The sequence below is a fragment of the Rathayibacter sp. AY1B7 genome, from assembly GCF_002932735.1.
Classification (GTDB): Bacteria; Actinomycetota; Actinomycetes; order Actinomycetales; family Microbacteriaceae; genus Rathayibacter.
Genome location: NZ_PSWK01000030.1, coordinates 13660 through 38578 on the forward strand (window position 1 = coordinate 13660; position 24919 = coordinate 38578).

Here is a 24919-nt window from a genome sequence, read left to right on the forward strand (position 1 = left end):
CGGAGGAGGAAGCCGCAGCGGCGCTACGGCGCCCGCCGACGACGTCGCGGATCGCCGTCCGTGCGCCTCAGAGGGTCGCGATCTTGTCGGGGCGGAAGCCGGACCAGTGGTCGTCGTCCGTGATGACGACCGGCGCCTGGAGGTAGCCGAGGGCTTTGACGGCCTCGAGGGCCTTCTCGTCCACGGAGAGGTCGAACACCTCGTAGTCGATGCCCTTGCTGTCGAGGGCGCGGTACGTCGCGGTGCACTGGACGCAGGAGGGCTTGGTGTAGACCGTCACAGCCATGGGTGTCGCCTTTCGGAGGGGGTGTCCCGGTGCAGCTCCCCGACCGGCGGCTCGCGATGCGGGCGGGGTCGGAGGGTGGTCCGGGTGAGTTCTGGGTGCCGGTGGGGCTCTCGCTCCGACCTGCTCAGCAATACTACATATAGGGGGCGGGCCGGTGTCAGCCCACTAGACGTAGTAGTTACAGCCGTGTAGTTATCCACCGGTTCCTCCCCCGTTCATCCACAGGCCGGAGCCCGTGGAACCGCGGAAGGACGCGGATCCGGACGAACCATCCACAGGTGTGGACAGAAGGATCCCGTTCACTGTGTACAACGCGTCACGGCGTGTCGGCATGCCCGACCGGTGGGGTCCGCGCGGCGGCTCGACCACAAGATGTGGTGGTCGGATCGCATCGCGGGGCATGCCCGGACGGTACGCCCGACCACCGACACCGCGAACGGTCAGAGGAGCTGCGCGGCCCACTCCCGGGCGACGGCGCGCAGGTGCGGGAGCGGGTCCGCGAGGGCCGCGGACGAGGAGCCCGCCGCCTCCGTCAGCGACACCGCCGCGGTGAAGCCGGGAGTCGGCGCCGCGATCGCCCCGGCGACGAGGAGCGTCCGCGCCCCGGCCGCCTCGGCGAGCGCGAGGACGTGCAAGGGGACCTTGCCGGCGGCGGACTGCGCGTCGAAGCGCCCCTCCCCCGTGATGACGACGTCCGCGCCCGCGAGGAGCGTCGGGAGCCCGATCGCCCGTCCGACGGCGCCGGCGCCGGAGGTCGGGCGCGCGCCCCAGGCGAGCAGCCCGAAGCCCGTCCCGCCCGCCGCCCCGGAGCCCGGCGCATCGGGATCCGCGTCCAGGTGCGCGGCGAGACGGCGGAGGCCGCTCTCGAGGAGGAGGACGTCCTCGGGGCCGGCCCCCTTCTGCGGACCGAAGACGCGGGCCGCCCCGGAGTCGCCGAGCAGCGGGGTCGCGACATCGCTGAGCACGACCGCGCCTCCGGGCGGCAGAGGACGCAGCGCGCGGAGGTCGGCGGCGGCGAGCGCGGGCAGCGCACCGCCTCCCTCGCCGAGGTCGCGGCCGGAGGCGGTGGAGAAGCGTGCGCCGAGCTCGCGGAGCGCTCCGACTCCGCCGTCGGTCGAGGCGCTGCCGCCGATCGCCAGCAGCAGGGCGTGCGCCCCCGCGTCGAGGGCGGCGGCGATCGCGCGGCCGAAGCCGCGCGTGTGCGCGGTGAGCGGACGGAGCGGGTCGAGCAGCGTGATGCCGCTCGTGGAGGCGAGCTCGACGACGGCTGTCCCGTCGGGGAGCAGCAGCCACCAGGCGCGGACCGGCCGGTCGTCCGGGCCGGGGACGACGACCGGCCGCCGAAGCGACCCCGGGACCGCGAGCGCGAAGGCCTCGACCGTGCCCTCTCCTCCGTCGGCCATCGGCGCGAGGACGATCTCGTCCCCCGGGCGCGCAGCGCTCCAGCCCTCGGCGATCGCCCGCGCGACCTCGACCGCGCTCGCCGACCCCTTGAAGGAGTCGGGCGCGACGACGACCCTCAGCCTGCCCACGCGCTCAGTGTGGCACCGCGCCGCCACTCAGAGCGGGGTCGCGAGCCGGTAGCCGCGCTTGATCACCGTCGCCACGAGCCGCGGTTCGGGGAGGGCCTGACGGAGGCGGCTGACAGCGACGTCGACCGCGTGGTCGTCGAGAGCCTCCGGCGCGGAGGCCGCGAGGACGTGACGCGCGACGGTCGCGCCCTCGGCGGCGACGAGAGTCCGGAACAGCGCAAGCGCGACCGGGGTCAGCGCCACCCGGGTCCCGGCCAGGACGGCGTGCCGGCCTCGGAGCTCGAGAGTGCCGAAGGCCGTCTCGATGCGGGGCGACGCCTGCTCGAGGTGCTCGCAGGTCAGGCGGATGAGCGCACCCATCCGGAACCGGTCCGGCACGACCGGGAGGATCCCTGCCTCGACCAGGGGTGCTGCGGTCACGGGGCCGACGGCGGCGGCGACCACCGTCTCGCGGAAGGCCGCCTGGAGGTCGTCGAGGCGGCCCGCGGCCTCCGCGACCGTGAAGAGCGCCTCCACCGCCGGCGCGCTGGTGAAGGTGACGGCGTCGATGCCCCCTCCGCAGACCGCGTCGATCAGCCGCAGCACCCGGGCGGAGTCCTCGTGCACGCTCCAGCGGTAGGGCGCGGCCGTGAGCACCCGGGCGCCGGCGTCGCGGAGACGCTGCAGCTGAGCCGGGTCGGTGAATCCGTGCAGCTGCACCGCGATCGTGCGGCCGGCGACGCCCTCGCGCAGGGCCAGGTCGACGAGGGAGGTGGTCGTCTCGCGCTCGCTCATCCCGTGGTCGTCGAGACCCGCCGCACGGATCGCTCCGCGCGCCTTGGGTCCGCGGACGAGGATCCGCGCGGAGGACAGCGCGTCGGCCAGCTCGATCCCCGCGGCGTCCGCGGCCTCGAGCCAGCGCCGCAGGCCGTAGGAGGTGGTGGCGAGGAGCACGTCGGGACGGGCGGCGACGATGGCGCGGGTCTCCTCCTCGAGCGCGCCCTCGGTGTCGACGCCGCGCATTCGGATGGTGGGGGCGTGCGTGACGGCGGCACCGCGGCGCTCGAACGCGGCGATCAGGTCCTCGGAGCGGCGGTCGGAGGTGACCCCGATGCGGAAGCCGTCCAGCTGGTCGGGTCGGAACCCCACGGCGGCGTCGGGATCGGTGCCGGTCATGCTCGGCCCCCTCGGGGTCTCACGCGGTCAGTGCATCGACCGCTCGGGCGATGCTCTCGGGGTCCCCCGCATCATGGCACGCGGCCTGCCGGACCACCTCGCCGATGACGATCACGGCGGGCGAGCGCGGTGCCAGCTCGGCGAGCAGGCCGAGCACTGCGCCGACCGACGAGACCGTCGTGCGCTGGTCGCGCGACCAGCCCCGCTCGACGATCGCGAGGGGCGTGTCGGCGCGCATCCCGGCGCGCTGCAGCCCGGCGACGAGGTGCGGGAGGGTGTTCACGCCCATCAGCACCACGATCGTCCCGCCCAACCCGGCCAGATGGCCGAGCTCCTGCTCGCTGAACGGCGCATGGCCCGAGACCACGGTGAAGGCCCTGCTGACCTCGCGGTGGGTGACCGGGATCCCGGCGGCGGCGGGCACCGAGATCGCGCTGGTCACTCCGGGGACGACCGTGGAGCCGACGCCGGCGAGCCGGCACGCGCGCACCTCCTCCGACCCGCGGCCGAACACGAACGGATCGCCGCCCTTGAGGCGCACGACGTCCAGACCCGCGAGGGCCCGCTCGATCATCAGCCGCTCGATCTCGTGCTGCGGCACCGCATGATGACCCGGCGTCTTGCCGACGTCGATCAGCTCGGCGCCGGGCGCCCACTCGGCCAGGCCCTCGTGCGGACCGAGCCGGTCGTAGAGCACCACGTCCGCGTCGCGGAGGGCGCGGCGGGCGGCGAGGGTCATCAGATCCGGATCGCCGGGGCCGCCGCCGACGATGCTGACGTGCCCGACCGGCCGGGTCGGCGCGGGGGCCTCGTCGACGATCCAGGGGCAGAGCTCGGCCGCCGCCGCTCGGAGCGGTGCAGGCCCCTCCACCCACACGATCAGGGCCGGGGGCGCCGGGGTGAGCGCGTCCTCCGCCTCGTGCCGCTCGACGAGTGCGCCGGCGGCTCGGTAGCGGGCGAGCACGCGGCGGGTTCCGGAGGCGGTGCCGATCACGAGCACACGGCGTCCGGCGAGGTCGAGGGAGAGCTGCATCACGAGTCCGATCCGATCCCGGCCGGACCGACGGGGATCCTCGGCCCCGCGACCAGCACGGGTCCATCCGGTCTCTCGTCCCGGCCGGCGGGCCGGACCTGCCCGCGCTCGCGCACGGTCGCGACGCGCGGATCCGCGGTGTCCGGGGCGTTCACGAAGGAGCGGAAGCGGCGGAGCCGGTCGGGATCGGCGAGGGTCGCCGCCCACTCGTCGACGTAGGTGTCGACGTGCGTGGCCATGGCGGCCTCCAGCTCGGCGGCGATGCCGAGCGAGTCCTCGCAGACCACCTCGCGCACGTGCTCGAGTCCGCCGGGGAGCTCCTCCTGCCAGCGGGCGGTGCGCTGGAGCCGCTCGGCCGTGCGCACGTAGTACATGACGTAGCGGTCGATGTAGCGCACCAGGGTCTCGTCGTCGAGGTCCTGCGCGAGCAGCTGGGCGTGCGCCGGCTGGTAGCCGCCGTTGCCGCCGACGTAGAGGTTCCAGCCGAGGTCGCTCGCGATGACGCCGATGTCCTTCCCCCGCGCCTCGGCGCACTCGCGGGCGCAGCCGCTGACCCCGAGCTTGAACTTGTGCGGCGAGCGGAGACCCCGGTACCGCTCCTCGAGGAAGACCGCCATCCCGACCGCGTCCTGGACTCCGAAGCGGCACCAGGTCGATCCGACGCACGACTTGACCGTGCGCAGCGACTTGCCGTACGCCTGACCCGACTCGAAGCCGGCGTCGACGAGGAGGCGCCAGATCTCGGGCAGCTGCTCGAGGCGGGCGCCGAACATGTCGATCCGCTGCCCGCCGGTGATCTTCGTGTAGAGGCCGTACTGCTCGGCGACCTCGGCGATCACCTTGAGCTTCGCCGGCGTGATCTCGCCTCCGGGGATCCGCGGGACGACGGAGTAGGTGCCGTCCTTCTGCATGTTGGCCAGGGCGCGGTCGTTGGTGTCCTGCAGCGGCGCCTGGCCGCCGTCGAGGATGTAGGCGTTCGTCTGGGTGGCGAGGACGGAGGCGATCACCGGCTTGCACACGTCGCAGCCCAGCCCGGAGCCGAAGCGCTCCATCACCTGCTCGGCCGAGTGCAGCCCGAGGATGCGAACCGACTCGAACAGCTCGCTGCGGCTGAGCGCCACGTGCTCGCAGAGGGCGCGGGAGACCTCGACGCCTGCACGGATCAGCTCCGTGTCAAGCAGCTTCTTCACCAGGGGCACGCACGATCCGCACTGGGTGCCCGCGCGGGTGCAGGCCTTGAGCGGCCCCAGCTCGGTGCACCCCTCGCCGATCGCGTGACGGACCTCGCCGACCGAGACGTTGTTGCACGAGCAGACCTGGGCGTCGTCCGGAAGGTCGCCCGAGGGCGCCTCCGCCCCCGCCGCCGCGAGGTAGGCGCCGGGCTCGGCCGGCAGCTCGCGCCCCAGCAGCGGGCGGAGGGAGGAGTAGGGGCCCGCGTCGCCGACGAACATCCCGCCGAGCAGCGTGCGCGCATCGTCCGAGACGACGACCTTCTGGTAGAGACCGCGGGCCGGATCGGCGTAGACGACCTCGAGCGCTCCCTCCGTGGTGCCGAGGGCGTCGCCGAAGCTGGCGACCTCCACGCCCGAGAGCTTGAGCTTGGTGGCGTCGTCGACCCCCGGGAAGGTCGCGTCGCCGCCGAGGATCCGGTCGGCGACCACCTCCGCCATCGCGTTGGCGGGTGCGACGAGCCCGACCGTGCGGCCGGCGATCGCGGCGACCTCGCCGATGGCCCAGACTCCCGCCCTGCTGGTGCGGCAGGCCTCGTCGACGACCACGCCTCCGCGCGGTGCGACCTCGATCCCGACCGCTCGGGCGAGCTCGTCGCGCGCCGTGATCCCGATGGAGAAGACCACGAGATCGGCGCTGATGCTGCTGCCGTCGGTCAGCGCGACGCCGAGCACCGTCCCCGTCGGCGAGGTGAGGATCGCGGTGGGCCGGTTGCCGAGGTGCAGCGCGATCCCCTGCGCCGAGATGATGCGGCCGAGGGCCTGCCCGGCGCCCTCGTCGAGCTGCGCGCTCATCAGCCAGCGGCCGGAGTGGACGAGGGCGGTGCGCGCACCGAGCCGGTGCGCGCCTCCCGCCGCCTCGAGGCCGAGCAGACCGCCGCCGACCACGACCACGATCGCGGGGCGTCCGCGCCGGGCGCGGAACGCGGCGAGCTCGGCGACGAGCCCGTCCACGTCCTCGAGCGTGCGGTAGACGCGGCCGTGCTCGGCGCCCTCGATCGGCGGGACCGTGGCGGAGGAGCCCGTCGCCAGGACGATCTCGTCGCCCTCGAGGGAGCGGCCGTCCGCGAGCTCGACGCGCAGGCGGTCGGGATCGATCGCGACGACACGGGAGGAGGTGATCAGCCGCGCCGACTCCCACAGAGCGCCGTCGCCCAGAGTCAGGTCGTGCTCGCCGTCGAGGCGCTTCGAGAGTGCGACGCGGTCGTAGGGACGGTGCACCTCCTCGCCGAGGACGGTGATCTCCAGCGCCTGGTCGCCGGCCCGGGCGACGAGCGCGTCGACCAGGCGGTGCGCGGCGGGTCCCGCTCCGACGACGAGCACGCGTCGGGGCCGGGCGGCGGGGTTCGCTCCAGGAGTCATGACGTCCACCGTAGGGACGGCCCGTTTCCCCGCCGTTGCCCCTGTGTAACAGCGTGTGACGCGCGCCTCTCGGCGAGCGCCGCAGGCCGTGAGGGCTTCGTTACGCCCGCGACACCGGAGGCGTGCTCGCACGAAACGCGCGATCCCTACCGTTGCCTCATCGCGTCCGACCGGATGCGGTGGCCCACCCGCAGGAAGAAGGCGCAGCGATGACCCTCCTCGATCGGCTCGCCCCCGCGACCGCCACCACCTGGGTGCCGGTCTGCGCCGTCGGCGACCTCGAGCCGCTCTGGGGCGAGGCCGCCCTGGTCGGCGGTGTGCAGCTCGCCCTGTTCCTCCTGCCCGACGGGCGGGTGCGGGCCGTCTCGAACCTCGACCCCGCGACCGGCGCCGCCGTGCTCTCACGCGGCATCGTCGGCTCGCGTCTGGTCGACGGGGTGCAGCGGCCCACGATCGCCTCCCCCCTGCACAAGGACGTCTTCGACCTCGAGACCGGCGCCTGCTTCACACGAGCGGAGCTGCACCTCGCCACCTGGCAGGTGCGCGAGAGCGACGGCACGATCGAGGTCGCTCAGCGGACCGCTCTGGTCGCCGCATCCCACGGGACCTCCGACGACGACGGGAGGCGTGCCGTCGCCGCGCTGGTCGAGGCGGTCCGCCGGGCCAACCCGGCGCTGGACGTGCTCGACTCCTTCGTCGACGTGCAGCAGCCCGACGTCCCCGCGACCCTGGGTTCTCTCGAGCCGGGCCGGCCGGCGGTGGTCGTGCCGCTGCTGCTCTCGGCCGGCTACCACGTGCACGTCGACCTGGCCGAGGCCGCGGCGGAGGCGGAGCGGCCGGTGCGGGTCTCGGGCGCGCTCGGACCCGATCCCCGCCTGGCGCGCGTGCTCGCCCGCCGGCTCCACGAGGCAGGGCTCGACGACGGCGACCGCGTCGTGCTCGCCGCTGCCGGCTCGAGCGACGCCGGTGCCGTCGCGGACTGCTGGACCACCGGCCGCCTCCTCGCCGCCGAGCTCGGCCGCGAGGTGAGCACCTCGTTCATCTCGGCCGCCGAGCCGCGGATCGCGGAGGCGGTCGCCGCCGAGCGCGCCGCCCACCCCGGCGCGCGCGTCGTGGTCGCCACCTACCTGCTCGCGCCCGGCTACTTCGCCGGCCTGGCCGCCTCCGCGGGGGCCGACCTCGCCTCCGCTCCCCTCCTCACCGCCGTCGATCCGCCCGCCCGCGAGCTGGTCGACATCGTCTCGGAGCTGTTCGGGCGCAACGCCTGACGCCTCCTCCCCGCACCACCACCGCTCCACCTCCCCGTCCCGAGCGCGCCCTCGCGCGCGCCGCCCACCCTCCGGAGGACCACGATGACTGCTGCACCCCCGACCACCGTCCCCACGACCGCCGCCACATCCACCAGTATCATCCGACGGCCGGGCCGCTGGATCGACGGCTGGAACCCCGAGGACCCCGCCCAGTGGGAGGCGGAGGGACGCTCCGTCGCCGCTCGCAATCTGAGGTGGTCGATCTTCGCCGAGTTCCTCGGCTTCGTCGTCTGGCAGCTCTGGTCGGTCGTCGTCGTCTCGCTGCCGGCGGCCGGGTTCGCCTTCGACACCGGGCAGATCTTCTGGCTCATCTCGATGCCGAGCCTCGTCGGCGCCACCCTGCGGATCCCGTACACGTTCATGGTCCCCCGCTTCGGCGGCCGCAACTGGACGATCGTGTCGGCGGGCCTCCTGCTGATCCCGAGCGTCGGACTCGGCATCGCGGTCTCGAATCCGGAGACCCCGTTCGGCGTCATGCTCCTGGTGGCCGCGCTCGCCGGCTTCGGCGGCGGCAACTTCGCCAGCTCGATGGCGAACATCACCTTCTTCTACCCGCACGCGCAGAAGGGCTGGGCTCTGGGGCTCAATGCCGCGGGCGGCAACCTGGGCGCCTCCGTCGCGCAGCTCGTCGTGCCGATCGCGATCACCGTCGGCGCCGCGGCCACGCTGAACCTGCCGATCGCCGGCTTCCTCTGGGTCCCCCTGATCGTCGTGGCGATGATCGGCGCCGCCAAGCGCATGGACAACCTCTCGACCGCGAAGTCCGACGTCGCCGCCTCCCTCGCCGCGCTCCGCGAGCCGCACCTCTGGCTGCTGGCCGTGCTCTACATCGGGACCTTCGGGTCCTTCATCGGATTCGCCGGCGTGTTCCCGAAGCTCATCGCCGACACCTTCCCCGAGTTCTCCGGCTTCGCCGTCGGCTCGGCGACGGTCGGCCTCGCGTTCCTCGGCTCCCTGGTGGGCTCGCTGTCCCGCCCCTCCGGCGGCCGTCTGGCCGACCGCTTCGGCGGAGCGCCTGTCACGGTCCTCGCCTTCGTCGCCATGGGCGCCGGGATCCTCGGCGTGATCGCGACACTGCCGCTCGGCAGCTTCTGGCTCTTCCTCGCCTGCTTCCTCGTGCTCTTCTCGGCGGCCGGCATCGGCAACGGCGCGACCTACCGCATGATCCCCACGGTGTTCGCCCTCCGCGCCCGCCAGCGCGGTGACGACGGCATCGGCGCCCAGCGCACGTCCGCCGCGGCGCTCGGCCTGATCTCGGCGATCGGCGCCTACGGCGGCTTCGTGATCCCCCAGCTGCTCGGCTTCTCCAAGACCGAGTTCGGCGACTACACGACGGCGCTGGGCTGGTTCGTCGGCGCCTATGCGGTGATGCTCGCGATCACGGCCGGCGTCTACCTCCGCCTCGCCGCGAAGACGGGGACCCGGATCTGACGATGAGCGCCCCCGCCCCGACCGACTCCCACTGCCCGTACTGTGCCCTGCAGTGCGCGATGACGCTGACACCCGCGGCGGGCCCCGTACCCGTGGCGGTCGAGGGGAGGGAGTTCCCGACGAACCGGGGCGGGCTCTGCGCCAAGGGCTGGACCTCCGCCGAGCTGCTGGCGAGCGGACAGCGCCTGGTCTCCCCGCTGCTGCGCGGCGCCGACGGCGTCCTCGCGGAGGCGTCGTGGGAGGAGGCGCTCGACGCGGTCGCCGGGGCGGTGCGCGGCGTCCGGGAGCGGCACGGCGCCGACGCGGTGGCCGTCTTCGGCGGCGGGGGCCTCACCAACGAGAAGGCCTACCAGCTCGGGAAGTTCGCTCGGATCGCTCTTGGCACCTCCCGGATCGACTACAACGGCCGCTTCTGCATGTCCTCGGCCGCGGCGGCCGGCAACCGCGCCTTCGGCGTCGATCGCGGACTGCCGTTCCCGGTGTCCGACCTCGACGACGCCGACACGATCCTGCTCCTGGGCTCGAACGTCGCCGCGACGATGCCGCCGCTTCTCGCCCACTTCGCCGGTGCCCGCTCGCGGGGCGGCCTGGTGGTCGTCGACCCGCGCCGCTCGGCCACCGCGCGGCTGACGGAGGACGGCGCCGGCACGCATCTGCAGCCCGCTCCCGGGACGGATCTGCCGCTCCTGCTCGGGCTGATCCACCTGGTCTTCGCCGAGGGCCTCGCCGACACCGCCTACCTCGCCGCGCGCACGACCGGCGCCGAGGCGGTGCGCCGCAGCGTCTCGGCGTGGTGGCCGGAGCGCACGTCCGCGGTCACGGGCGTGCCGACCACGCTCCTCCGCTCCCTCGCGCGCCGGCTCGCCGCGGGGCGGTCGTTCGTCCTGACCGGCCGCGGGGTCGAGCAGCACGTCGACGGCACCGACACCGCGACCGCCGCGATCAACCTCGCTCTCCTGCTCGGCCTGGTGGGCCGCGAGGGGTCGGGGTACGGCACGCTCACCGGTCAGGGCAACGGCCAGGGCGGACGCGAGCACGGCCAGAAGGCCGATCAGCTCCCGGGGTACCGCTCCATCCGCGATCCGGAGGCGCGGCGCCACGTCGCCGCCGTCTGGGACGTGACGCCCGAATCGATCCCCGGCCCGGGCCTGCCCGCCACCGCCCTGCTCGCCGAGCTCGGACGCTCCGTGCACTGCCTGCTGGTGCACGGCTCCAACGTGGTCGTCTCGGCTCCGGACGCCGACGCCGTCCGCGCCGGGCTCGAGGCCCTGGACACGCTGGTCGTCTGCGACTTCTTCCTCTCCGAGACCGCCGCGCTGGCCGATGTGGTGCTCCCGGTGCCGCAGTGGGCGGAGGAGGAGGGCACGATGACCTCGCTCGAGGGCCGGGTGCTCCGCCGCCGCCGGGCGATCGACCCGCCGGCGGGAGTGCGCAGCGAGCTCTGGATCATGAGCGAACTGGCGCGCCGTCTCGACGCCCCCTCGAGCTGGTCGACCGTCCCCGCGGAGGTGTTCGACGAGCTGGCCCGCGCGTCCGCGGGAGGCGTGGCCGACTACTCCGGCCTCTCGCACGCCCTGCTCGACACCGGGATCGCCGCCCACTGGCCCTACCCCGCGGGCGGCACGGGGACGCCGCGCCTCTTCGCTGAGCGCTTCGGGCACCCCGACGGCCGGGCGCGCCTGGTCGCCGTCATCCCCGCCGTCCCCGTCGTCGTGGACCGCGGCGAGGAGCTGACCCTGGTGACCGGCCGCTACCTCCAGCAGTACCAGTCGGGCACCCAGACCCGGCGGGTCGCGGAGCTCGATGCGGCCCGCCCGGAGGCTCGACTCGAGATCCACCCGGCGACCGCCTCCCGGCTCGGCGTCCGCGACGGAGCACCTGTGGCGATCGGGAACGCGCGCGGCGTGGTCCGCGCCCGCGCGAGCGTCACCGCGGACATCCGCCACGACACGGTGTTCCTGCCCTTCCACTACGCGGGTGAGCAGTGCGCGAACCTCCTCACCGAGGCCGTCGTGGACCCGGTGTCGTCGATGCCCGAGTTCAAGCGCACGCGGGTCTGGGTCCGCGCGGAAGGGACGGCACATGCCTGAGACACCTCCCGAGCGGATCGTCCTGATCGGCTACGGACCCGTCGGCTCGCGCTTCGTCGAGGAGCTGCTGCCGGCCGTGCGGGCCGGTCTGGTCGCGCTGACGGTCGTCGGCGCCGAGGGCGACGACCCCTACAACCGTGTCCTGCTCGCGGAGTACGCCGTCGGCCGGGCGACCCGCGAGCGCCTCGACCTCGGCGACCGGACGGCGGCGGAGGCGGCGGGCGTCGTCCTGCGCCTGGGAGCGGCCGTCGTGGGGATCGACCGCGCGCGGAACGTCGTGCGGCTGCACGACGGCGAGCGGCTGCCCTACGACCGCCTCGTCCTGGCCACCGGCGCCCGGGCGAACGTGCCGACCCTCGCCGGGATGGAGCGGGCCCGACGCGAGCGGACGGTGCGCGCCGCCGATCCGGAGTCGCTCGACGCGGGCTCCCGGCCCCTCCCGGAGAGGGTGGTGGCGCTGCGAGACCTGGCCGACGCCCGGGTGGTCCGCGAGGCCGTGCGCTCCGGCGCTCGCCTCGTCGTGCTCGGGGCGGGAGTGCTCGGGATCGAGTTCGCCCTCGCCGCCGCCGAGCAGGGCGCGCAGGTGGTGGTCGTCTTCCACGGCGACATCCCGATGGCCCGCAATCTCGACACGGGCGGGGGGCGGATGCTGGCCGCGGCCGCCCGCGCGGCCGGCGTCGAGATGGTGGCGCACGCCCGGTCCGAGAGCGTCCTGCTCGCGCACGACGACCGCGGCCGTGCGCACTTCCAGGCGCTCGTCTGCGCTGACGGCAAGCAGATCGAGGGGGATCTGCTGGTGCTCTCGTGCGGTGTCGGTGCGCGGGTCGAGCTGGCCGCGGGCGCGGAGCTCGCCGTCTCGACCGGGATCCTGGTCGATGAGCAGCTGCGCAGCTGGAGCGACCCGGACGTCTTCGCGATCGGCGACTGCGCGCACGTCGCCCCCCGCGGCTCGGCCCTGCCCGACGGCCGCGTGCCCGGCGGACCGAGCGGACTGATCGGTCCGGGATGGGAGCAGGCGGACCGGCTCGCAGCGCGGATCCGGGCGGAGGCTGAGGGCCGCTGCGGCGAGGAGCGCGTCCCCGACGCCCGACCGGCGGTCGTGATGCTGAAGGCCGAGGGTGTCGACCTCGTGGCAGGAGGCGACGTGGCCCCGGAGCCGTGGGACCCGCACCGCCCGGGCGAGGAGCACCTCGAGGTGACGCTGTGGGCTGACCCCGCCCGCGGCGGCTACGCCAAGCTCGTGACCGCAGGAGGAGTGCTGCGCGGGTTCGTCTCGGTGGGTCTGCCCCGGGTCGGCGCCGAGCTCAGCCTCCTCTTCGAGCGGGGCTCGGAGCTGCCGGCGGACCGGTCGAGCCTCCTGCGTCTGGACGCCCCGGATGCGGGCGCCGCGGCGACCGGCGATCCGTTCGCCCCCGATGCCACGGTCTGCTGGTGCAACGGCGTGACGGCGGCGGTGATCACCGATGCGGCTGCGGCGGGACACGGGACGGTCGCCTGCGTCGGGCGGGCGACCCGCGCCGGCACGGGCTGCGGCGGCTGCACCGGTCGCATCGCCGAGCTGCTCGCGCGGACGGCGGTCCCCGCCTGATCGCCGCGAGGACCGGGCCTCGCCGCCTCAGCGGTCGAGCGCCTCCGCGAGGCGCCGGGTGACCGCCCGCAGTTCGAGCTCGGCCCCGCGGACGCGCTCGTCGAGAGCCGCCGCGGTGTCGGCGGCCTGCTGGGCGGCCGCCGCACCCGCCGCCTCGGACGAGGCTCGGTCGGCCGCGACCGACGCGCTGAGCTCGTCCAGCACCTCCCGGAGGCCCGCCGACTCGTCGCGCAGCACGGAGACGTCGCCCTGCACCGCGCTCAGCTCGCCGCGGAGCCCGGCCACCTCGTCGCGCAGGGCCGCCGTCTCGGCGCGCAGCTCCTCCGTGCGCAGCCGCGCCTGCTCGAACCAGGGGGCGACCAGCCGGTGCACCGCGTCGCGGAGCACGACGCCGCCGCGGCCGAGCCGGGTGGGCGCGGAGCCGGGGTCCTGGAGGAAGTCGTGGTCAGTGGTCATCGTCGTGGTCCCGTCCGGAGAAGCGGCGGTGGAGCACGTCCATCGCCCGCAGATCCTTGTCCATGATGTCGGCCTCGAGGGTGGTGTCGGCGAGGCGGTCGGCGAGGCCCGGCCGGGAGCGGCGCTCGAGCGAGGCCTCGATCAGCTCGACGGAGCGCTCGAACGAGAGCGGTCCGCGCGCCGCGGCCCGGCCCCGCCGACCGAGCGCCTCGAGGTCCACCGCCCCGCTCGCCACGTCCCGCATCGCCTCGAGGAGCGCCGGGGCGGAGCGGGTGATCTTGATGCAGTCGACGCCGTCGATGAGGAACTCCGCTACTCCGCTGGCCGCCGTCACGATCGGCACGGCGCCCGCCGCGGCCGCCTCGACCGGCGCGACGCCGAACGCCTCTCCGGCCCAGGTCGGGAAGAGGAACGCGTCGGCGCGGCCGTGCGCGGCGAGCACCTCGGCGTGGGGCGTCGGTCCGTGGAACTCGACCAGGCCGTCCAGGCCCGCCTCGTCCGCCCGGGCGCGCCAGCCGTCCACGTCTCCGTCGCCGTAGAGGTCCACACGGAAGTCGCGGGTCTCCTCCGCGAGAGACGCCGCCGCCTCCAGCACCAGCCCGACGCCCTTGTGCTCGCCCAGCGACGCGGCGAACGTGAACCGGGTGGTCCCGCCCTCGCGGTAGCGCCGCGGCTCCGCGGTGTCGGGGGGAACGGACACTCCCCGCCCGATCACCTCGACCTCGCCCAGGCTCAGCCCGCCGGCCTCGATCGCGTCGACGAGGGAGCGGCTGACCGCGACGATCTCGCCGCGGTCGAAGTGGTCGGGGGCGTGAGCGCCGTAGACGCGGAGCACGCGCTCGGGCAGCCCGTCGACCAGGGCGTTCGGGATGCGGTCGCCGAGGTTCCACATCCACGGGGCCTCCACCGCCCGCAGCAGGTCGATCAGCGCGAGGCCGCCGATCCCGAGCAGGTTGAAGGCCACCACGTGAGTCGGCGCGAAGTCGCGCAGCTCCTCGAGCAGGATGCGGGTGTTCTCGAACCGCGAGACGGCGCTCTCGTGGTGCAGCAGCTGAGCGATCTCGCCGCCCGTCTGCGGCAGCGGGAAGTAGGTGCGCAGGCTCAACGTGCGGTGCACCTCGACGCCCGAGGGCTCCGGCGGCAGGTAGGTCGGCGTGGTCAGCACGCGCACGGTGTGGCCGCGGGCCGCCATCGCCTCCGCGACGCGCGCACAGGTCATCTCGTATCCGCCGAGCACCTGGGGCGGATAGAGGTTGCTCACGAACAGCAGGCGCATCAGCGCACCTCCCCTCTCGCGGAGGCGTCCGCCGCGATCCGCGCCGTCACCTCGGGCGTGTAGGCCGCGCGGGCCTGGCGGTCGTTGCCGCCGTCCCAGTAGTTGACGAGGTAGAGCCCGGACTGCTGCGTGCGCGGCACGAACGGGAACAGCTGGGCCCGGGGCTCGATCTGCGCGATCCGGTAACCGGCGTCGACCGCGCGCACGTGCAGCCAGATGTCGTCGGCGTCCGGGGCGATCTCGCGGAACGCCTCCCCGTGCGCGGCGATCTCGCCGAGGAGCGGGGCGGGCAGCAGCTGCCCGGAGACGGAGGTGCCGAAGACATCGGTCGACGCGCGCGTGTCGGCGACCGGCGTCCAGCTCGTGTACGGAGCCACGGCGCCGTCGACGATCCCCACCCGGTGGGCGCGGTAGCAGAGCACGGTCTCGCGTGGGTAGCGCGAGCGGGCGTCGAGCAGGCCCCTCAGCCAGGTGCGCGGGTACACGATGTCGTCGTCGGAGGTGACGAGGTCGCGCTCCCCCGCCCGGCCCGAGAGCAGGTGCGGGTAGTACTTCGTGTGCACGCGGTAGCCGTCGACCAGGCGGATCTCGACGCCGCGGCGGCGGAGGCGTCGCAGCGGCGCGGGCAGGTCGGCGTGCAGGGCCGGGTCGTCGAGCCAGAGCACCAGGCGCGCGGGCCGGGCGTCGCCGCGGGCGATGGACTCGAGCGCCACGTGGACCCGCTGCAGCCGCTCGCCGTGCGTGGTCATCGTCACCACGACCTCGCCCGCCGGATCGACCGCGGAGCGGCGGGAGAAGCGGTTGGCCAGGTCGAGCAGCAGCAGCTCGCGCCGGAGCGCGGGCGAGGGGTGGTCGATCGGCCGGGCGGCGATCACGGCGGCGCGGCGCTCCGAGAGGCGCTGAGGGGCGGAGCGGACGACCCGGGCCGCGGAGCGCAGCCGCGTGCGGGGGCGGACACGACGGCCCAGCGCCGCGAGGCGCGTGCGGGGCCGGACGCGCCGGCCGACGGCGGCGAGAGCGGGATGCATCGGTCCAGGTTAGCCGGAGGCGCCCGGAGGCCCTGCGCCGGTCAGGGCTCGTCGACGACCGCGAAGGCCCGCACCGGGAAGGTCCCGAAGCCCCGCACCTTCGGCGGCACGGCGGTGAAGCGCGCCCCTGTCGCCGGCAGCCCGCCGAGGCCGGTGAGGTGCTCGACGACGTGCACTCCCGCGGCGAGGAGGGCCGAGTGCGCGGGCCGCGATCCGCCCGACTCCGTGTCGTCGATGTTCACCGAGTCGATGCCGACCAGCACCGCGCCGGCGGCGACGAGCGCCTCCGCCGCCTCGCCGCTGAGGAAGGGGGCGCCCCTGCCGTACCCGGGCGTGGCGAAGTGCGCGTCCCAGCCGGTGCGGAGGAGGACGGCGACGCCGCGGACGTCGAGTCCCGCGACCGCGTCCGCACTGATGCCCCGTCCGGTGGCTCCGGTCGCGTCGACCACGACGGCAGGCAGATCGACCAGCGTCTCGAGGCGGAGAGCGGCGAGATCGGCTCCGCCCTCGTAGCGGTGGAACGGGCTGTCGAGGTAGGTGCCCGTGTTCCCGATCATCTCGATGACGTCCATCGCGAACTCGGTGCCGGGCGCGCAGGAGGCGCGGGACGCCTCACGCGTGAGGTGCGGCCGGATGCGCGGAGCGGGCAGGCTCGGGTAGGTCACCAGCCCGTCCGCGACGGTGTGGCTGAGGTCGACGAAGCGGCGCGAGGAGGTCATGCGCCCGATCCTGGCAGGGGCCGGATCGGGCGCACCATCGAGATGCCGCCCCGCGGGGCGGCGTTCCCGCCTCTACTTCTTCGGCAGCGCCGCCGACAGGTCCGCGATCAGGTCGGACGAGTCCTCGAGGCCCACCGAGAGGCGCACCAGCGACTCCGAGACCTCCAGCGGCGTGCCCTTCACCGACGCGTGCGTCATCTCGCTCGGGTAGCCGATCAGCGACTCGACGCCGCCCAGTGACTCCGCGAGCTGGAACAGCTCGGTCGACTCGGCGAACTTCCGGGCCGCGCGCGGCGTCGCGAGCTCGAGCGAGAGCATCCCGCCGAACCGCGACATCTGGCGCTTCGCCAGCTCGTGGCCGGGGTGCGAGGGCAGGCCAGGGTAGTGCACGGCCGTCACCGCCGGGTGCTCGACGAGGAACTCGGCGACCGCCTGCGCGTTGACGGAGTGGCGCTCCATCCGCACCCCGAGGGTCTTGATGCCGCGGACCGTGAGCCACGCGTCCATCGGGCCCGAGATCGCTCCGACCGCGAACTGCAGGAACGCGATCTTCTCGGCCAGCGGCCCCGAGCGCAGGGCTAGCGCGCCGCCGACGACGTCCGAGTGGCCGCCGAGGTACTTCGTGGTCGAGTGCACGACCACGTCGGCACCGAGGGCCAGCGGCTGCTGCAGGGCGGACGAGGCGAAGGTGTTGTCGACGACGACGATCAGATCGTGCGCGTGGGCCAGGTCGGCGAGCTCGGCGATGTCGCTGATGGTCATCAGCGGGTTCGACGGGGTCTCGACCCAGAGCATCTTCGTCTCGCCGGGGACGATCGCCCGCTGCACCTCGCGGAGGTTCGACATGTCGACGGCCGTGTTGCGCACGCCCCAGGCGCTGTGCACCCGGTCGATCAGGCGGTGGCTGCCGCCGTACGCGTCGTTGCCCAGGACGACGTGGTCGCCGGGCGCGAGGGCGGCGCGCAGCAGGGTGTCCTCGGCGGCGAGGCCGGAGGAGAAGGAGTAGGCGACGTCGGCGCCCTCGAGCGAGGCGATGAGCTCCTGGAGCGAGTCGCGCGTCGGGTTCGCCGAGCGGGCGTACTCGTAGCCGCCCCGGAGACCGCCGATGCCGTCCTGGACGAACGTGGAGGTCATGTAGACGGGCGGCACGACCGCGCCAGTGGTCGGATCGAACTCCTGGCCGGCGTGGATGGCGCGGGTGTCGAAGTGCTGCTTCTTGGGCATGGTGCGGGCTCCCTGGGTCGGAGGTGCGGAGGCGGCGGCCGTCAGGCCGTGGCGTAGGTGAGGAGGTCCTGTCGGGTGATCACCGCGACGGGCTTGCCCTCGTCGGTGACGAGGAGGGCGCTGTGCTCGGTGAGCGCGGCGCGGGCGGCGGTGATGCTCTCGCCGAGCCCGATCAGCGCGAGCGCATCGCCCACGCAGTCGCCGAGCGGGTCGTTCATCGAGGCGGATCCGGCGAAGACGCGGTCGAGCAGCTCGCGCTCGTCGACGGCTCCGACGACCTCGCCCATCACGACCGGCGGCTCGGCGGTCAGCACCGGGAGCTGCGAGACGCCGTACTCGGTCATGATGCCGATCGCGTCGCGGATCGTGTCGGTCGGGTGCGCGTGCACGAGCGCCGGGAGGTCGGCCTGCCCGCTCGCCGCCCTCGCGCGGAGCACGTCGCGGACGGTGCCCTCGTCGCGCATCTCGAGGAAGCCGTAGGAGCGCATCCAGCGGTCGTTGAAGATCTTGCCGAGGTAGCCGCGCCCGCCGTCCGGCAGGAGCACGACGACCACGTCGTCCGGCCCGAGACCGGCGGCTGCCTTGAGCGCGACGGAGACGGCGAGCCCGCTCGATCCGCCGACGAGCAGCCCCTCCTCGCGGGCGAGGCGGCGGGTCATCGCGAACGACTCGGCGTCGCTGGAGGCGATGATCCGGTCGACCACGCTCGGGTCGTACGCGCTCGGCCAGAAGTCCTCGCCGACGCCCTCGGTCAGGTACGGGCGACCGCCGCCGCCCGAGTAGACGGAGCCCTCGGGGTCGGCGCCGACGATCTGCACGCGGCCCTCCGACACCTCCTTGAGGTAGCGGCCGACGCCGCTGATGGTGCCGCCCGTGCCGACTCCCGCGACGAAGTGGGTGAGCCGGCCGGCGGTGTCGCGCCAGATCTCGGGGCCCGTGGTCTCGTAGTGGCTGAGCGGTCCGTTGAGGTTCGCGTACTGGTTGGGCTTGAAGGCGCCGGGGATCTCGCGGGCGAGGCGGTCCGAGACGGAGTAGTAGGAGGCGGGGTCCTCCGGAGCGACGGCCGTCGGCGTCACGACGATCTCGGCCCCGTAGGCGGTGAGGACGTTGCGCTTGTCCTCCCCCACCTTGTCCGGCAGCACGAACACGCAGCGGTAGCCGCGCTGCTGCGCGACGAGGGCGAGGCCGATGCCGGTGTTGCCGCTGGTCGGCTCCACGATGGTGCCGCCGGGCTTCAGCAGCCCGTCGCGCTCGGCGGCGTCGATGATGCGGGTCGCGATGCGGTCCTTCGACGAGCCGCCGGGGTTCAGGTACTCGACCTTGACCAGCACGGTCGCCTGCACCCCCGCCGCGACCGGACCCAGCTTCACCAGCGGGGTGTCGCCGATGAGGTCGAGCACCGAATCGGCGTAGGCCATCCCGGTCTCCGGGCGTGCGGGAAGGGCGCGATCCAGGCTCATCCCGCCAGCGTAGCAACCGGCTGCGGGCGTGTGACGGGGGTGGGCGGAGGCACAGGGAGCGGTCTCGGGAGGGGAGTGCCGCCGGTCGCGCCGGTGCCCTATCGTGGGGGTCCGCGAGCGCCGCGGTCGACCCGGAACGGACCCCGAATGACCTCACCGATCGCCGCACCGCCGCGGCGTCCGGCCGACATCCACCTCCTCCGCCTGCTCGGCCCGGCGCTGGTCGCCGGAGTCGCCTACCTCGACCCGGGCAACGTCGCCAGCAACATGACGGCCGGCGCCCGGTTCGGCTACCTCCTGGTCTGGGTGGTGGTGCTCGGCAACCTGATGGCCTGGCTCATCCAGTACCTCTCGGCGAAGCTCGGCCTGATGACCGGCCGCAGCCTCCCCGAGCTGCTCGGCGACCGCCTGCGCGGCCGCTGGGGCCGCCGGGCCTACTGGCTGCAGGCCGAGACGGTCGCGATGGCGACCGACCTGGCCGAGGTGATCGGCGGCGCGATCGCGCTGAACCTGCTCTTCGGACTGCCGCTGCTGGCCGGCGGCGTGGTCACCGGCGCGGTCTCGCTGGTGCTGCTGCTCGTGCAGACGCGGGGCGGGGCGCAGCCGTTCGAGCGGGTGATCACGGCGCTGATGGTGCTGATCGCCGTCGGCTTCACGGTCGGCGTGGTCGTCGATCCGCCGGACGCGGGCGCGACCGTCGCCGGTCTCGTGCCGCGCTTCGAGGGCTCGGAGTCGGTGCTGCTCGCCGCCTCGATCCTCGGCGCGACCGTCATGCCCCACGCGATCTACGCCCACTCCGCGCTCGCCCGCGACCGCTTCGGCCACGTCGAGGGCGTCGGCGCGCGCCGGAGGATCCTGGTCGCCACCCGGATCGACGTGACGATCGCGCTCGCCATCGCCGGCACCGTGAACCTCGCGATCCTGCTCCTCGCCGCGCACTCCCTCGCGGGAGTCGCCGGGACCGACAGCCTCGAGGGCGCCCACGCGGCCATCGGGGCGGCGCTCGGACCGGTGGTCGCGACCCTGTTCGCCGTCGGCCTGCTCGCCTCCGGCCTCGCCTCGACCTCGGTCGGCGCGTACGCGGGAGCCGAGATCATGCACGGTCTGCTCCAGGTGCGGGTGCCGCTCGTCGCCCGTCGTCTGGTCACGCTGATCCCGGCGCTCCTGGTGCTCGCGATCGGCTTCGACCCGACGCGCGCGCTGGTGCTCAGCCAGGTGGTCCTGTCGTTCGGCATCCCCTTCGCGCTCGTGCCGCTCGTGATCCTGACGCGCGACCGCCGCCTGATGGGCGACCAGACGAACCGCTGGTTCACCACCCTCGCCGCCGCCCTGGCCGCCGTCTTCCTCATCGTCCTGAACGGCCTGCTGCTCTGGCTCACCTTCGCTCCTTGAGCGGGGAGCGGCGGCGCATCCTGCTGATCGAGCAGCCCGCTCCTCGGGAGTACCGAGATCCCTCCTGACCGCGCATTGATCCGATCCGAAGCCTCGCTCGTTATCCTCTGAGAGCGCCTCTCAGGCGCCTGCGCCCGCCCCAGGCGCCTTCCGCCCTCAGAACGAGAGACGCCGCCGTGCCCAAAGACACGATGTCCGCCAAGAACCGCGCCCGACAGGAGAAGCTCGAGGCCTACAAGCGCGAGCAGGACCGCCGCAAGCGCGGCTCCCGCATCTGGATCTGGTCGCTGTCGGCCCTGGCCGTCCTCGCGGTCGGCGGGATCGTCGCGGTCACCGTCTTCGGGAACCAGCAGATCGTCGAGGCGCGCGAGATCGACGGCCTGCAGACCTTCGACAACGACGCCACCCACGTCGCCGGCGCCGTCGACTACCCGCAGACCCCGCCGGCGGGCGGCCCGCACAACGCCGTGTGGATGAACTGCGGCGTCTACGACGAGCCCGTCCCGAACGAGAACGCGGTGCACGACCTCGAGCACGGCGCCGTCTGGGCCACCTACGACCCCGAGCTCCCGCAGAGCGAGGTCAACGCGCTGATCGCGGCGATGCCCGACACCTACTCCGTCGTCTCGCCCTACGAGGGCCTCGAGTCGCCCATCGTGCTGAGCGCCTGGGACGCCCAGGTCGCGATCGACTCGCCCGAGGACCCCCGCATCGACGCCTTCGTCGAGCGCTTCTGGCAGTCCTCGAGCGCTCCGGAGCCCGGCGCCCCCTGCACCGGAGGGATCGATGCGTCCGGCAAGCAGTAGGGGCCGGATCCTCGTCGCCGCGGTCGCCGTGGTCGCGCTCCTCCTCGGGGCGGCCGGCGGCTACCTCTTCGGCGCGCTCGCCCCGTTCGCCTCCGCGGCGACGCCCTCGAGCGCCAGCGCCGAAGCGGGCTTCGCGCGCGACATGCAGGTGCACCACCTGCAGGGCGCCGAGCTGGCGATGATCGCCCGCGAGCGCAGCGCCGACGACGAGGTCCTCACCGTCTCGAAGGACATCCTGCTCACCCAGCAGCAGCAGGCCGGGCAGCTCTTCGGCTGGCTGAACTCGTGGGGCCTGCCGCAGGCTGCTCCGGAGCCCTCGATGACCTGGATGGGCCGGCCGACCCTGGCCGGAGCCGCCGACGAGCACTCGTCGATGGGGATGGGGACCGAGGACGGCGTCGTGCCGGCGAGCATGCCCGGTCTCGCGACACCGGACCAGATCACGGCCCTCAGCAGCGCGTCGGGCCGCGACTTCGACCGGATGTTCCTCGAGCTGATGATCGCCCACCACCGCGGCGCGATCGACATGGCCGAGGCGCTGCTCGCCCGGAGCCGCGTGACGGTCGCCACCGACTTCGCCTCCTCCGTCGTGAAGGCCCAGGAGGCCGAGATCTCGCTGATGGAGCAGATGCTCGAGGACCGGCCGGCGGAGTGACCGCCTCCGGCGCGCACGACATCGGCTGAGACTGGTGCGCCTCCCCCACCGGGGAGTGGCACGTGCTCTCCGCCGACGCCGTGCACGGAGCCGGAGCCGGAGCCGATGGAGGGCGCGTGCCGCCGCCGCGGTGGAGGCCTCTCCTCAGGCATCGCGCACGACGACCACCCTTCGCTCCGGCCGGCTGCACGTGCACTGAGTGGAATCGCCTTGCCCCGACCGACAGATGCCGGTTGGATGCTCCCGGCGCCCCGATCATCAGGGCGCGAGACCGCCGCGAGGAGCAGCACATGACCGATCCCAGCCCGTCCGCGACCGTCTGGCCTCCGCCGCTCCCGTCGACGAAGGACAGGGGGCGGAAGCAGGACCGCCGTCGCCGTCGCGTCCCGCTCGTCGCACTGGTCTGGGCGTCCGTCGGAGCCCTCGTGGTCGGAACCGCCCTCGGCGGCGCGGGCGGCGCCTCCGACAAGACCGAACTGGAGGAGCGGCTCGCGGCCGTGCAGCAGCAGCTGAGCACGGCCGAGGACTCGCTCGACGAGCAGACCGAGGCGCGCGCCGGGGCCGAAGCCGAGCGGAGCGCCGCCGAGGCGTCAGCCGCAGGACTTCAGCAGCGGATCGACACGATGACGGCCGACGCCGCCACCTCGACCACGACGCTGGCGAGCCGCGACGCCCGGATCGCCGAACTCGAGGCCGCCGCCACCGCAGCTGCCGCCGCCGCCCCGGTCGCGGTCGCCGAGGTCGCTCCCGCCGCGGCCCCCGCCGCAGCAGCGCCGGCAGCCGCCTCGACCGGAGGAGCAGGAGCGGCGTTCTACGCCAACTGCGACGCCGTCCGTGCCGCCGGGGCCGCGCCGATCCGCACGGGTGACGCCGGCTACAGCCGCAAGCTCGACCGCGACGGAGACGGCGTCGGCTGCGAGTAGCCCCGCGAAGTCCGGCCGCCGATCCGCGGCTCAGCCCTGGAGGGCCGACTCCGTCTGCTGCGCGTAGAGCGAGGCGTAGAGTCCGCCGAGGCCGAGCAGCTCGCGGTGGGTGCCCGATTCGACGATCCGGCCGCCCTCGACGACGTGGATGACGTCGGCCGACACGATGGTCGAGAGCCGGTGGGCGATCGCGATGGTGGTGCGGCCGCGGGCGGCGTCGTCGAGCGCGGTCTGGACGATCCGCTCCGAGACGGTGTCGAGGGCGCTGGTCGCCTCGTCGAGGATGAGGACCGCCGGGTCCTTCAACAGGACGCGCGCGATCGCGAGCCGCTGCTTCTCGCCTCCGGAGAGCCGGTAGCCGCGCTCGCCGACCAGCGTGTCGTAGCCGTCGGGGAACGACGTGATCGTCGCGTGGATGTTCGCGGCGCGGGCGGCCGCCTCCAGCTCCTCCTGCGTCGCGTCCGGGCGGGCGTAGCGGAGGTTGTCGCCGATCGTCGCGTGGAAGAGGTAGGTCTCCTGGCTGACGATGCCGATGTGCGAGACGAGCGACTCCTGCCGCAGCTCGCGCACGTCGGTGCCGGCGAAGCGCACCGCTCCCCCGGCCACGTCGTAGAGGCGCGGGACGAGGTAGGAGATGGTGGTCTTGCCCGCGCCGGAGGGACCGACGAAGGCCACGAACTGGCCCGGCTCGATCGCGACCGAGACGTGGTCGAGCGTCGGGCGCGCGTCCTCCGCCTGGTCGGGGTAGCGGAACACGACGTCGTCGAGCTCGACCCGGCCGAGCTCGCCCGAGACCTCGCGTGCATCGGCCCGGTCCGTGATCGCCGGGCGCAGGTCCAGGTACTCGAAGATGCGGGCGAACAGCGCTCCGGCCGTCTGCAGGTCGAGCGCGACGCGCATCAGGCCCAGGAGCGGCCACATCAGGCGCGCCTGCACGGTGGTGAAGGCCACGACGGTCCCGGCGGTGACGGTGGTGCCGCCGAGGATCAGCCAGGCGGCCACGAGGTACACGATCACGGGGATGACGGAGAGGAAGATCTGCACCATCGCGAAGAACCACTGGCCGGACATCTGCTGCCGCACCTGGAGCTCGATCTGGCGGCCGTTCTCGTCGGCGTAGCGCGTCACCTCCGACTCCTGGCGGCCGAAGCTCTTGGCCAGGAGGATGCCCGAGACGCTCAGGGTCTCCTGGGTGATCGCGGTCATCTCGGACAGCGACTCCTGCGTCTTCGTCGCGATGCGCGCCCTCACCTGGCCGACGCGGCGCTGTGCCACGACGAGCACCGGAGTGAGGACGAGGGCGACGATCGTCATCTGCCACGAGAGCAGGAGCATCGCGACGACGGCCGCGATCACGGTGACGGTGTTGCCGAGCACGCTCGAGACGGTGTTCGTGAGCACGTTGGCCACGCCGCCCACGTCGTTGGCGAGGCGCGACTGGATGACGCCGGTGCGGGTGCGGGTGAAGAAGCCGAGCTCCATCGCCTGCAGGTGGCGGAAGAGGCGGATGCGCAGCTCCCCCATGACCGTGTTGCCGACGGTCGCGGTGAGGTAGGTCTGCCAGACGCCGAGGATCGCCGAGAACGCCCAGACCAGCACCATGACGCCGACCAGCTCGAGCAGCACTGGGAGGTTCGGGCGTCCGCCGGGCGGGAAGAGCCCGCGGTCGAAGGCCAGCTGGGTGAGGAGCGGCGGCACAACCGTGAGGGCGGCGCCGACGAGAACGAGGATCACGGTGAGCGTGAGCTTGGGGCGGTGGTCGCGGAAGAGTCCCGCGATGCGCCGGAGCAGGTCGTCGACCTTCGGAGCCGCCGCGTTGATCTCCCGCTGGCTGTCCGGATCGCTGCTCGAGATCCTCCCGCCGCGCGCCCCTCCGCGCATCCCGCCGCCTGCCGCGACGTGGGCGGCGTGGCCAACGTGCTCACGAACACCGTCTCGAGCGTGCTCGGCAACACCGTCACCGT

General features: G+C 73.9%; 20 protein-coding genes. 8 read left to right on the top strand and 12 right to left on the bottom strand.

The features are described 5' to 3' along the window. Nucleotides 1–67: 67 nt before the first annotated feature. The 5 genes from nrdH to nirB all read right to left on the bottom strand — a co-directional run bounded on the left by nrdH (nucleotide 68) and on the right by nirB (nucleotide 6597). A complete protein-coding gene (nrdH, locus tag C5C95_RS14250) occupies nucleotides 68–286 on the bottom strand; it encodes a glutaredoxin-like protein NrdH (protein ID WP_068255139.1) in 219 nt (72 codons plus the stop codon). A 440-nt stretch (nucleotides 287–726) separates the two neighbouring features. Next, nucleotides 727–1809, bottom strand: coding sequence for a glycerate kinase (locus C5C95_RS14255; protein ID WP_104308512.1), 1083 nt, complete (start codon nucleotides 1807–1809; stop codon nucleotides 727–729). A 36-nt stretch (nucleotides 1810–1845) separates the two neighbouring features. Beyond that, nucleotides 1846–2973, bottom strand: a complete 1128-nt coding sequence (locus C5C95_RS14260) for a uroporphyrinogen-III synthase (protein ID WP_104238252.1) — start codon at nucleotides 2971–2973, stop codon at nucleotides 1846–1848. Nucleotides 2974–2992: 19 nt separating this feature from the next. Then, nucleotides 2993–4006, bottom strand: coding sequence for a uroporphyrinogen-III C-methyltransferase (gene cobA, locus C5C95_RS14265; protein WP_104224371.1), 1014 nt, complete (start codon nucleotides 4004–4006; stop codon nucleotides 2993–2995). Beyond that, on the bottom strand, nucleotides 4006–6597 hold the full coding sequence (gene nirB / locus C5C95_RS14270; RefSeq protein ID WP_104224354.1) for a nitrite reductase large subunit NirB: 2592 nt from the start codon (nucleotides 6595–6597) through the stop codon (nucleotides 4006–4008). The genes cobA and nirB overlap by 1 nt, the downstream gene beginning before the upstream one ends. Before the next feature lie 209 nt (nucleotides 6598–6806). Here nirB and nirD point away from each other — a divergent pair, with 209 nt between their 5' ends. The 4 genes from nirD (at nucleotide 6807) to C5C95_RS14290 (ending at nucleotide 13016) form a co-directional block, all read left to right on the top strand. Then, nucleotides 6807–7865, top strand: coding sequence for a nitrite reductase small subunit NirD (nirD, locus tag C5C95_RS17965; RefSeq protein WP_104224353.1), 1059 nt, complete (start codon nucleotides 6807–6809; stop codon nucleotides 7863–7865). Nucleotides 7866–7949: 84 nt separating this feature from the next. Continuing rightward, a complete protein-coding gene (locus C5C95_RS14280; RefSeq protein WP_104324699.1) occupies nucleotides 7950–9338 on the top strand; it encodes an MFS transporter in 1389 nt (462 codons plus the stop codon). A 2-nt stretch (nucleotides 9339–9340) separates the two neighbouring features. Next, complete coding sequence (locus C5C95_RS14285; protein WP_104324700.1) at nucleotides 9341–11428, top strand: molybdopterin oxidoreductase family protein; 2088 nt, start codon at nucleotides 9341–9343, stop codon at nucleotides 11426–11428. Beyond that, nucleotides 11421–13016 (top strand): NAD(P)/FAD-dependent oxidoreductase, encoded by a 1596-nt coding sequence (locus tag C5C95_RS14290; protein ID WP_104224350.1) that lies wholly within the window; start codon nucleotides 11421–11423, stop codon nucleotides 13014–13016. Before C5C95_RS14285 ends, C5C95_RS14290 begins: the two co-directional genes overlap by 8 nt. Nucleotides 13017–13043: 27 nt before the next feature. On the opposite strand, the gene C5C95_RS14295 is transcribed toward C5C95_RS14290, so the two are convergent. The 6 genes from C5C95_RS14295 to C5C95_RS14320 form a co-directional block, all read right to left on the bottom strand. Further along, the gene (locus C5C95_RS14295; protein WP_104324701.1) at nucleotides 13044–13472 is read right to left on the bottom strand and encodes a hypothetical protein; all 429 of its coding nucleotides are present in this window, start codon (nucleotides 13470–13472) and stop codon (nucleotides 13044–13046) included. Further along, a complete protein-coding gene (locus C5C95_RS14300) occupies nucleotides 13462–14748 on the bottom strand; it encodes a glycosyltransferase (RefSeq protein ID WP_104324702.1) in 1287 nt (428 codons plus the stop codon). The genes C5C95_RS14295 and C5C95_RS14300 overlap by 11 nt, the downstream gene beginning before the upstream one ends. Further along, nucleotides 14748–15776 (bottom strand): glycosyltransferase, encoded by a 1029-nt coding sequence (locus tag C5C95_RS14305; protein ID WP_104224347.1) that lies wholly within the window; start codon nucleotides 15774–15776, stop codon nucleotides 14748–14750. Before C5C95_RS14305 ends, C5C95_RS14300 begins: the two co-directional genes overlap by 1 nt. A gap of 41 nt (nucleotides 15777–15817) precedes the next feature. Further along, nucleotides 15818–16495 carry a cyclase family protein gene (locus tag C5C95_RS14310; RefSeq protein WP_104324703.1) on the bottom strand — a complete coding sequence of 226 codons (678 nt, stop codon included), beginning with the start codon at nucleotides 16493–16495 and terminating at the stop codon, nucleotides 15818–15820. A gap of 72 nt (nucleotides 16496–16567) precedes the next feature. Next, nucleotides 16568–17719, bottom strand: coding sequence for a cystathionine gamma-synthase (locus tag C5C95_RS14315; RefSeq protein WP_104224345.1), 1152 nt, complete (start codon nucleotides 17717–17719; stop codon nucleotides 16568–16570). 41 nt (nucleotides 17720–17760) lie between these two features. After that, nucleotides 17761–19137: a cystathionine beta-synthase gene (locus C5C95_RS14320; protein WP_104234473.1), complete on the bottom strand. Its 1377-nt coding sequence runs from the start codon at nucleotides 19135–19137 to the stop codon at nucleotides 17761–17763. A 189-nt stretch (nucleotides 19138–19326) separates the two neighbouring features. On the opposite strand from C5C95_RS14320, the gene C5C95_RS14325 reads away from it, so the two are divergent. The 4 genes from C5C95_RS14325 to C5C95_RS14340 all read left to right on the top strand — a co-directional run bounded on the left by C5C95_RS14325 (nucleotide 19327) and on the right by C5C95_RS14340 (nucleotide 22955). Next, entirely contained in the window at nucleotides 19327–20571 is a 1245-nt protein-coding gene (locus C5C95_RS14325) for an Nramp family divalent metal transporter (RefSeq protein ID WP_104227179.1), read from the top strand. 176 nt (nucleotides 20572–20747) lie between these two features. Beyond that, nucleotides 20748–21377, top strand: coding sequence for a DUF3105 domain-containing protein (locus C5C95_RS14330; protein ID WP_258072674.1), 630 nt, complete (start codon nucleotides 20748–20750; stop codon nucleotides 21375–21377). Continuing rightward, nucleotides 21358–22032: a DUF305 domain-containing protein gene (locus tag C5C95_RS14335; protein WP_104224341.1), complete on the top strand. Its 675-nt coding sequence runs from the start codon at nucleotides 21358–21360 to the stop codon at nucleotides 22030–22032. The genes C5C95_RS14330 and C5C95_RS14335 overlap by 20 nt, the downstream gene beginning before the upstream one ends. 290 nt (nucleotides 22033–22322) lie before the next feature. After that, entirely contained in the window at nucleotides 22323–22955 is a 633-nt protein-coding gene (locus C5C95_RS14340) for an excalibur calcium-binding domain-containing protein (RefSeq protein ID WP_104284011.1), read from the top strand. Nucleotides 22956–22985: 30 nt separating this feature from the next. Here C5C95_RS14340 and C5C95_RS14345 read toward each other — a convergent pair whose 3' ends face one another. Next, entirely contained in the window at nucleotides 22986–24836 is a 1851-nt protein-coding gene (locus C5C95_RS14345; protein ID WP_104324705.1) for an ABC transporter ATP-binding protein, read from the bottom strand. Nucleotides 24837–24919 lie beyond the last annotated feature (83 nt).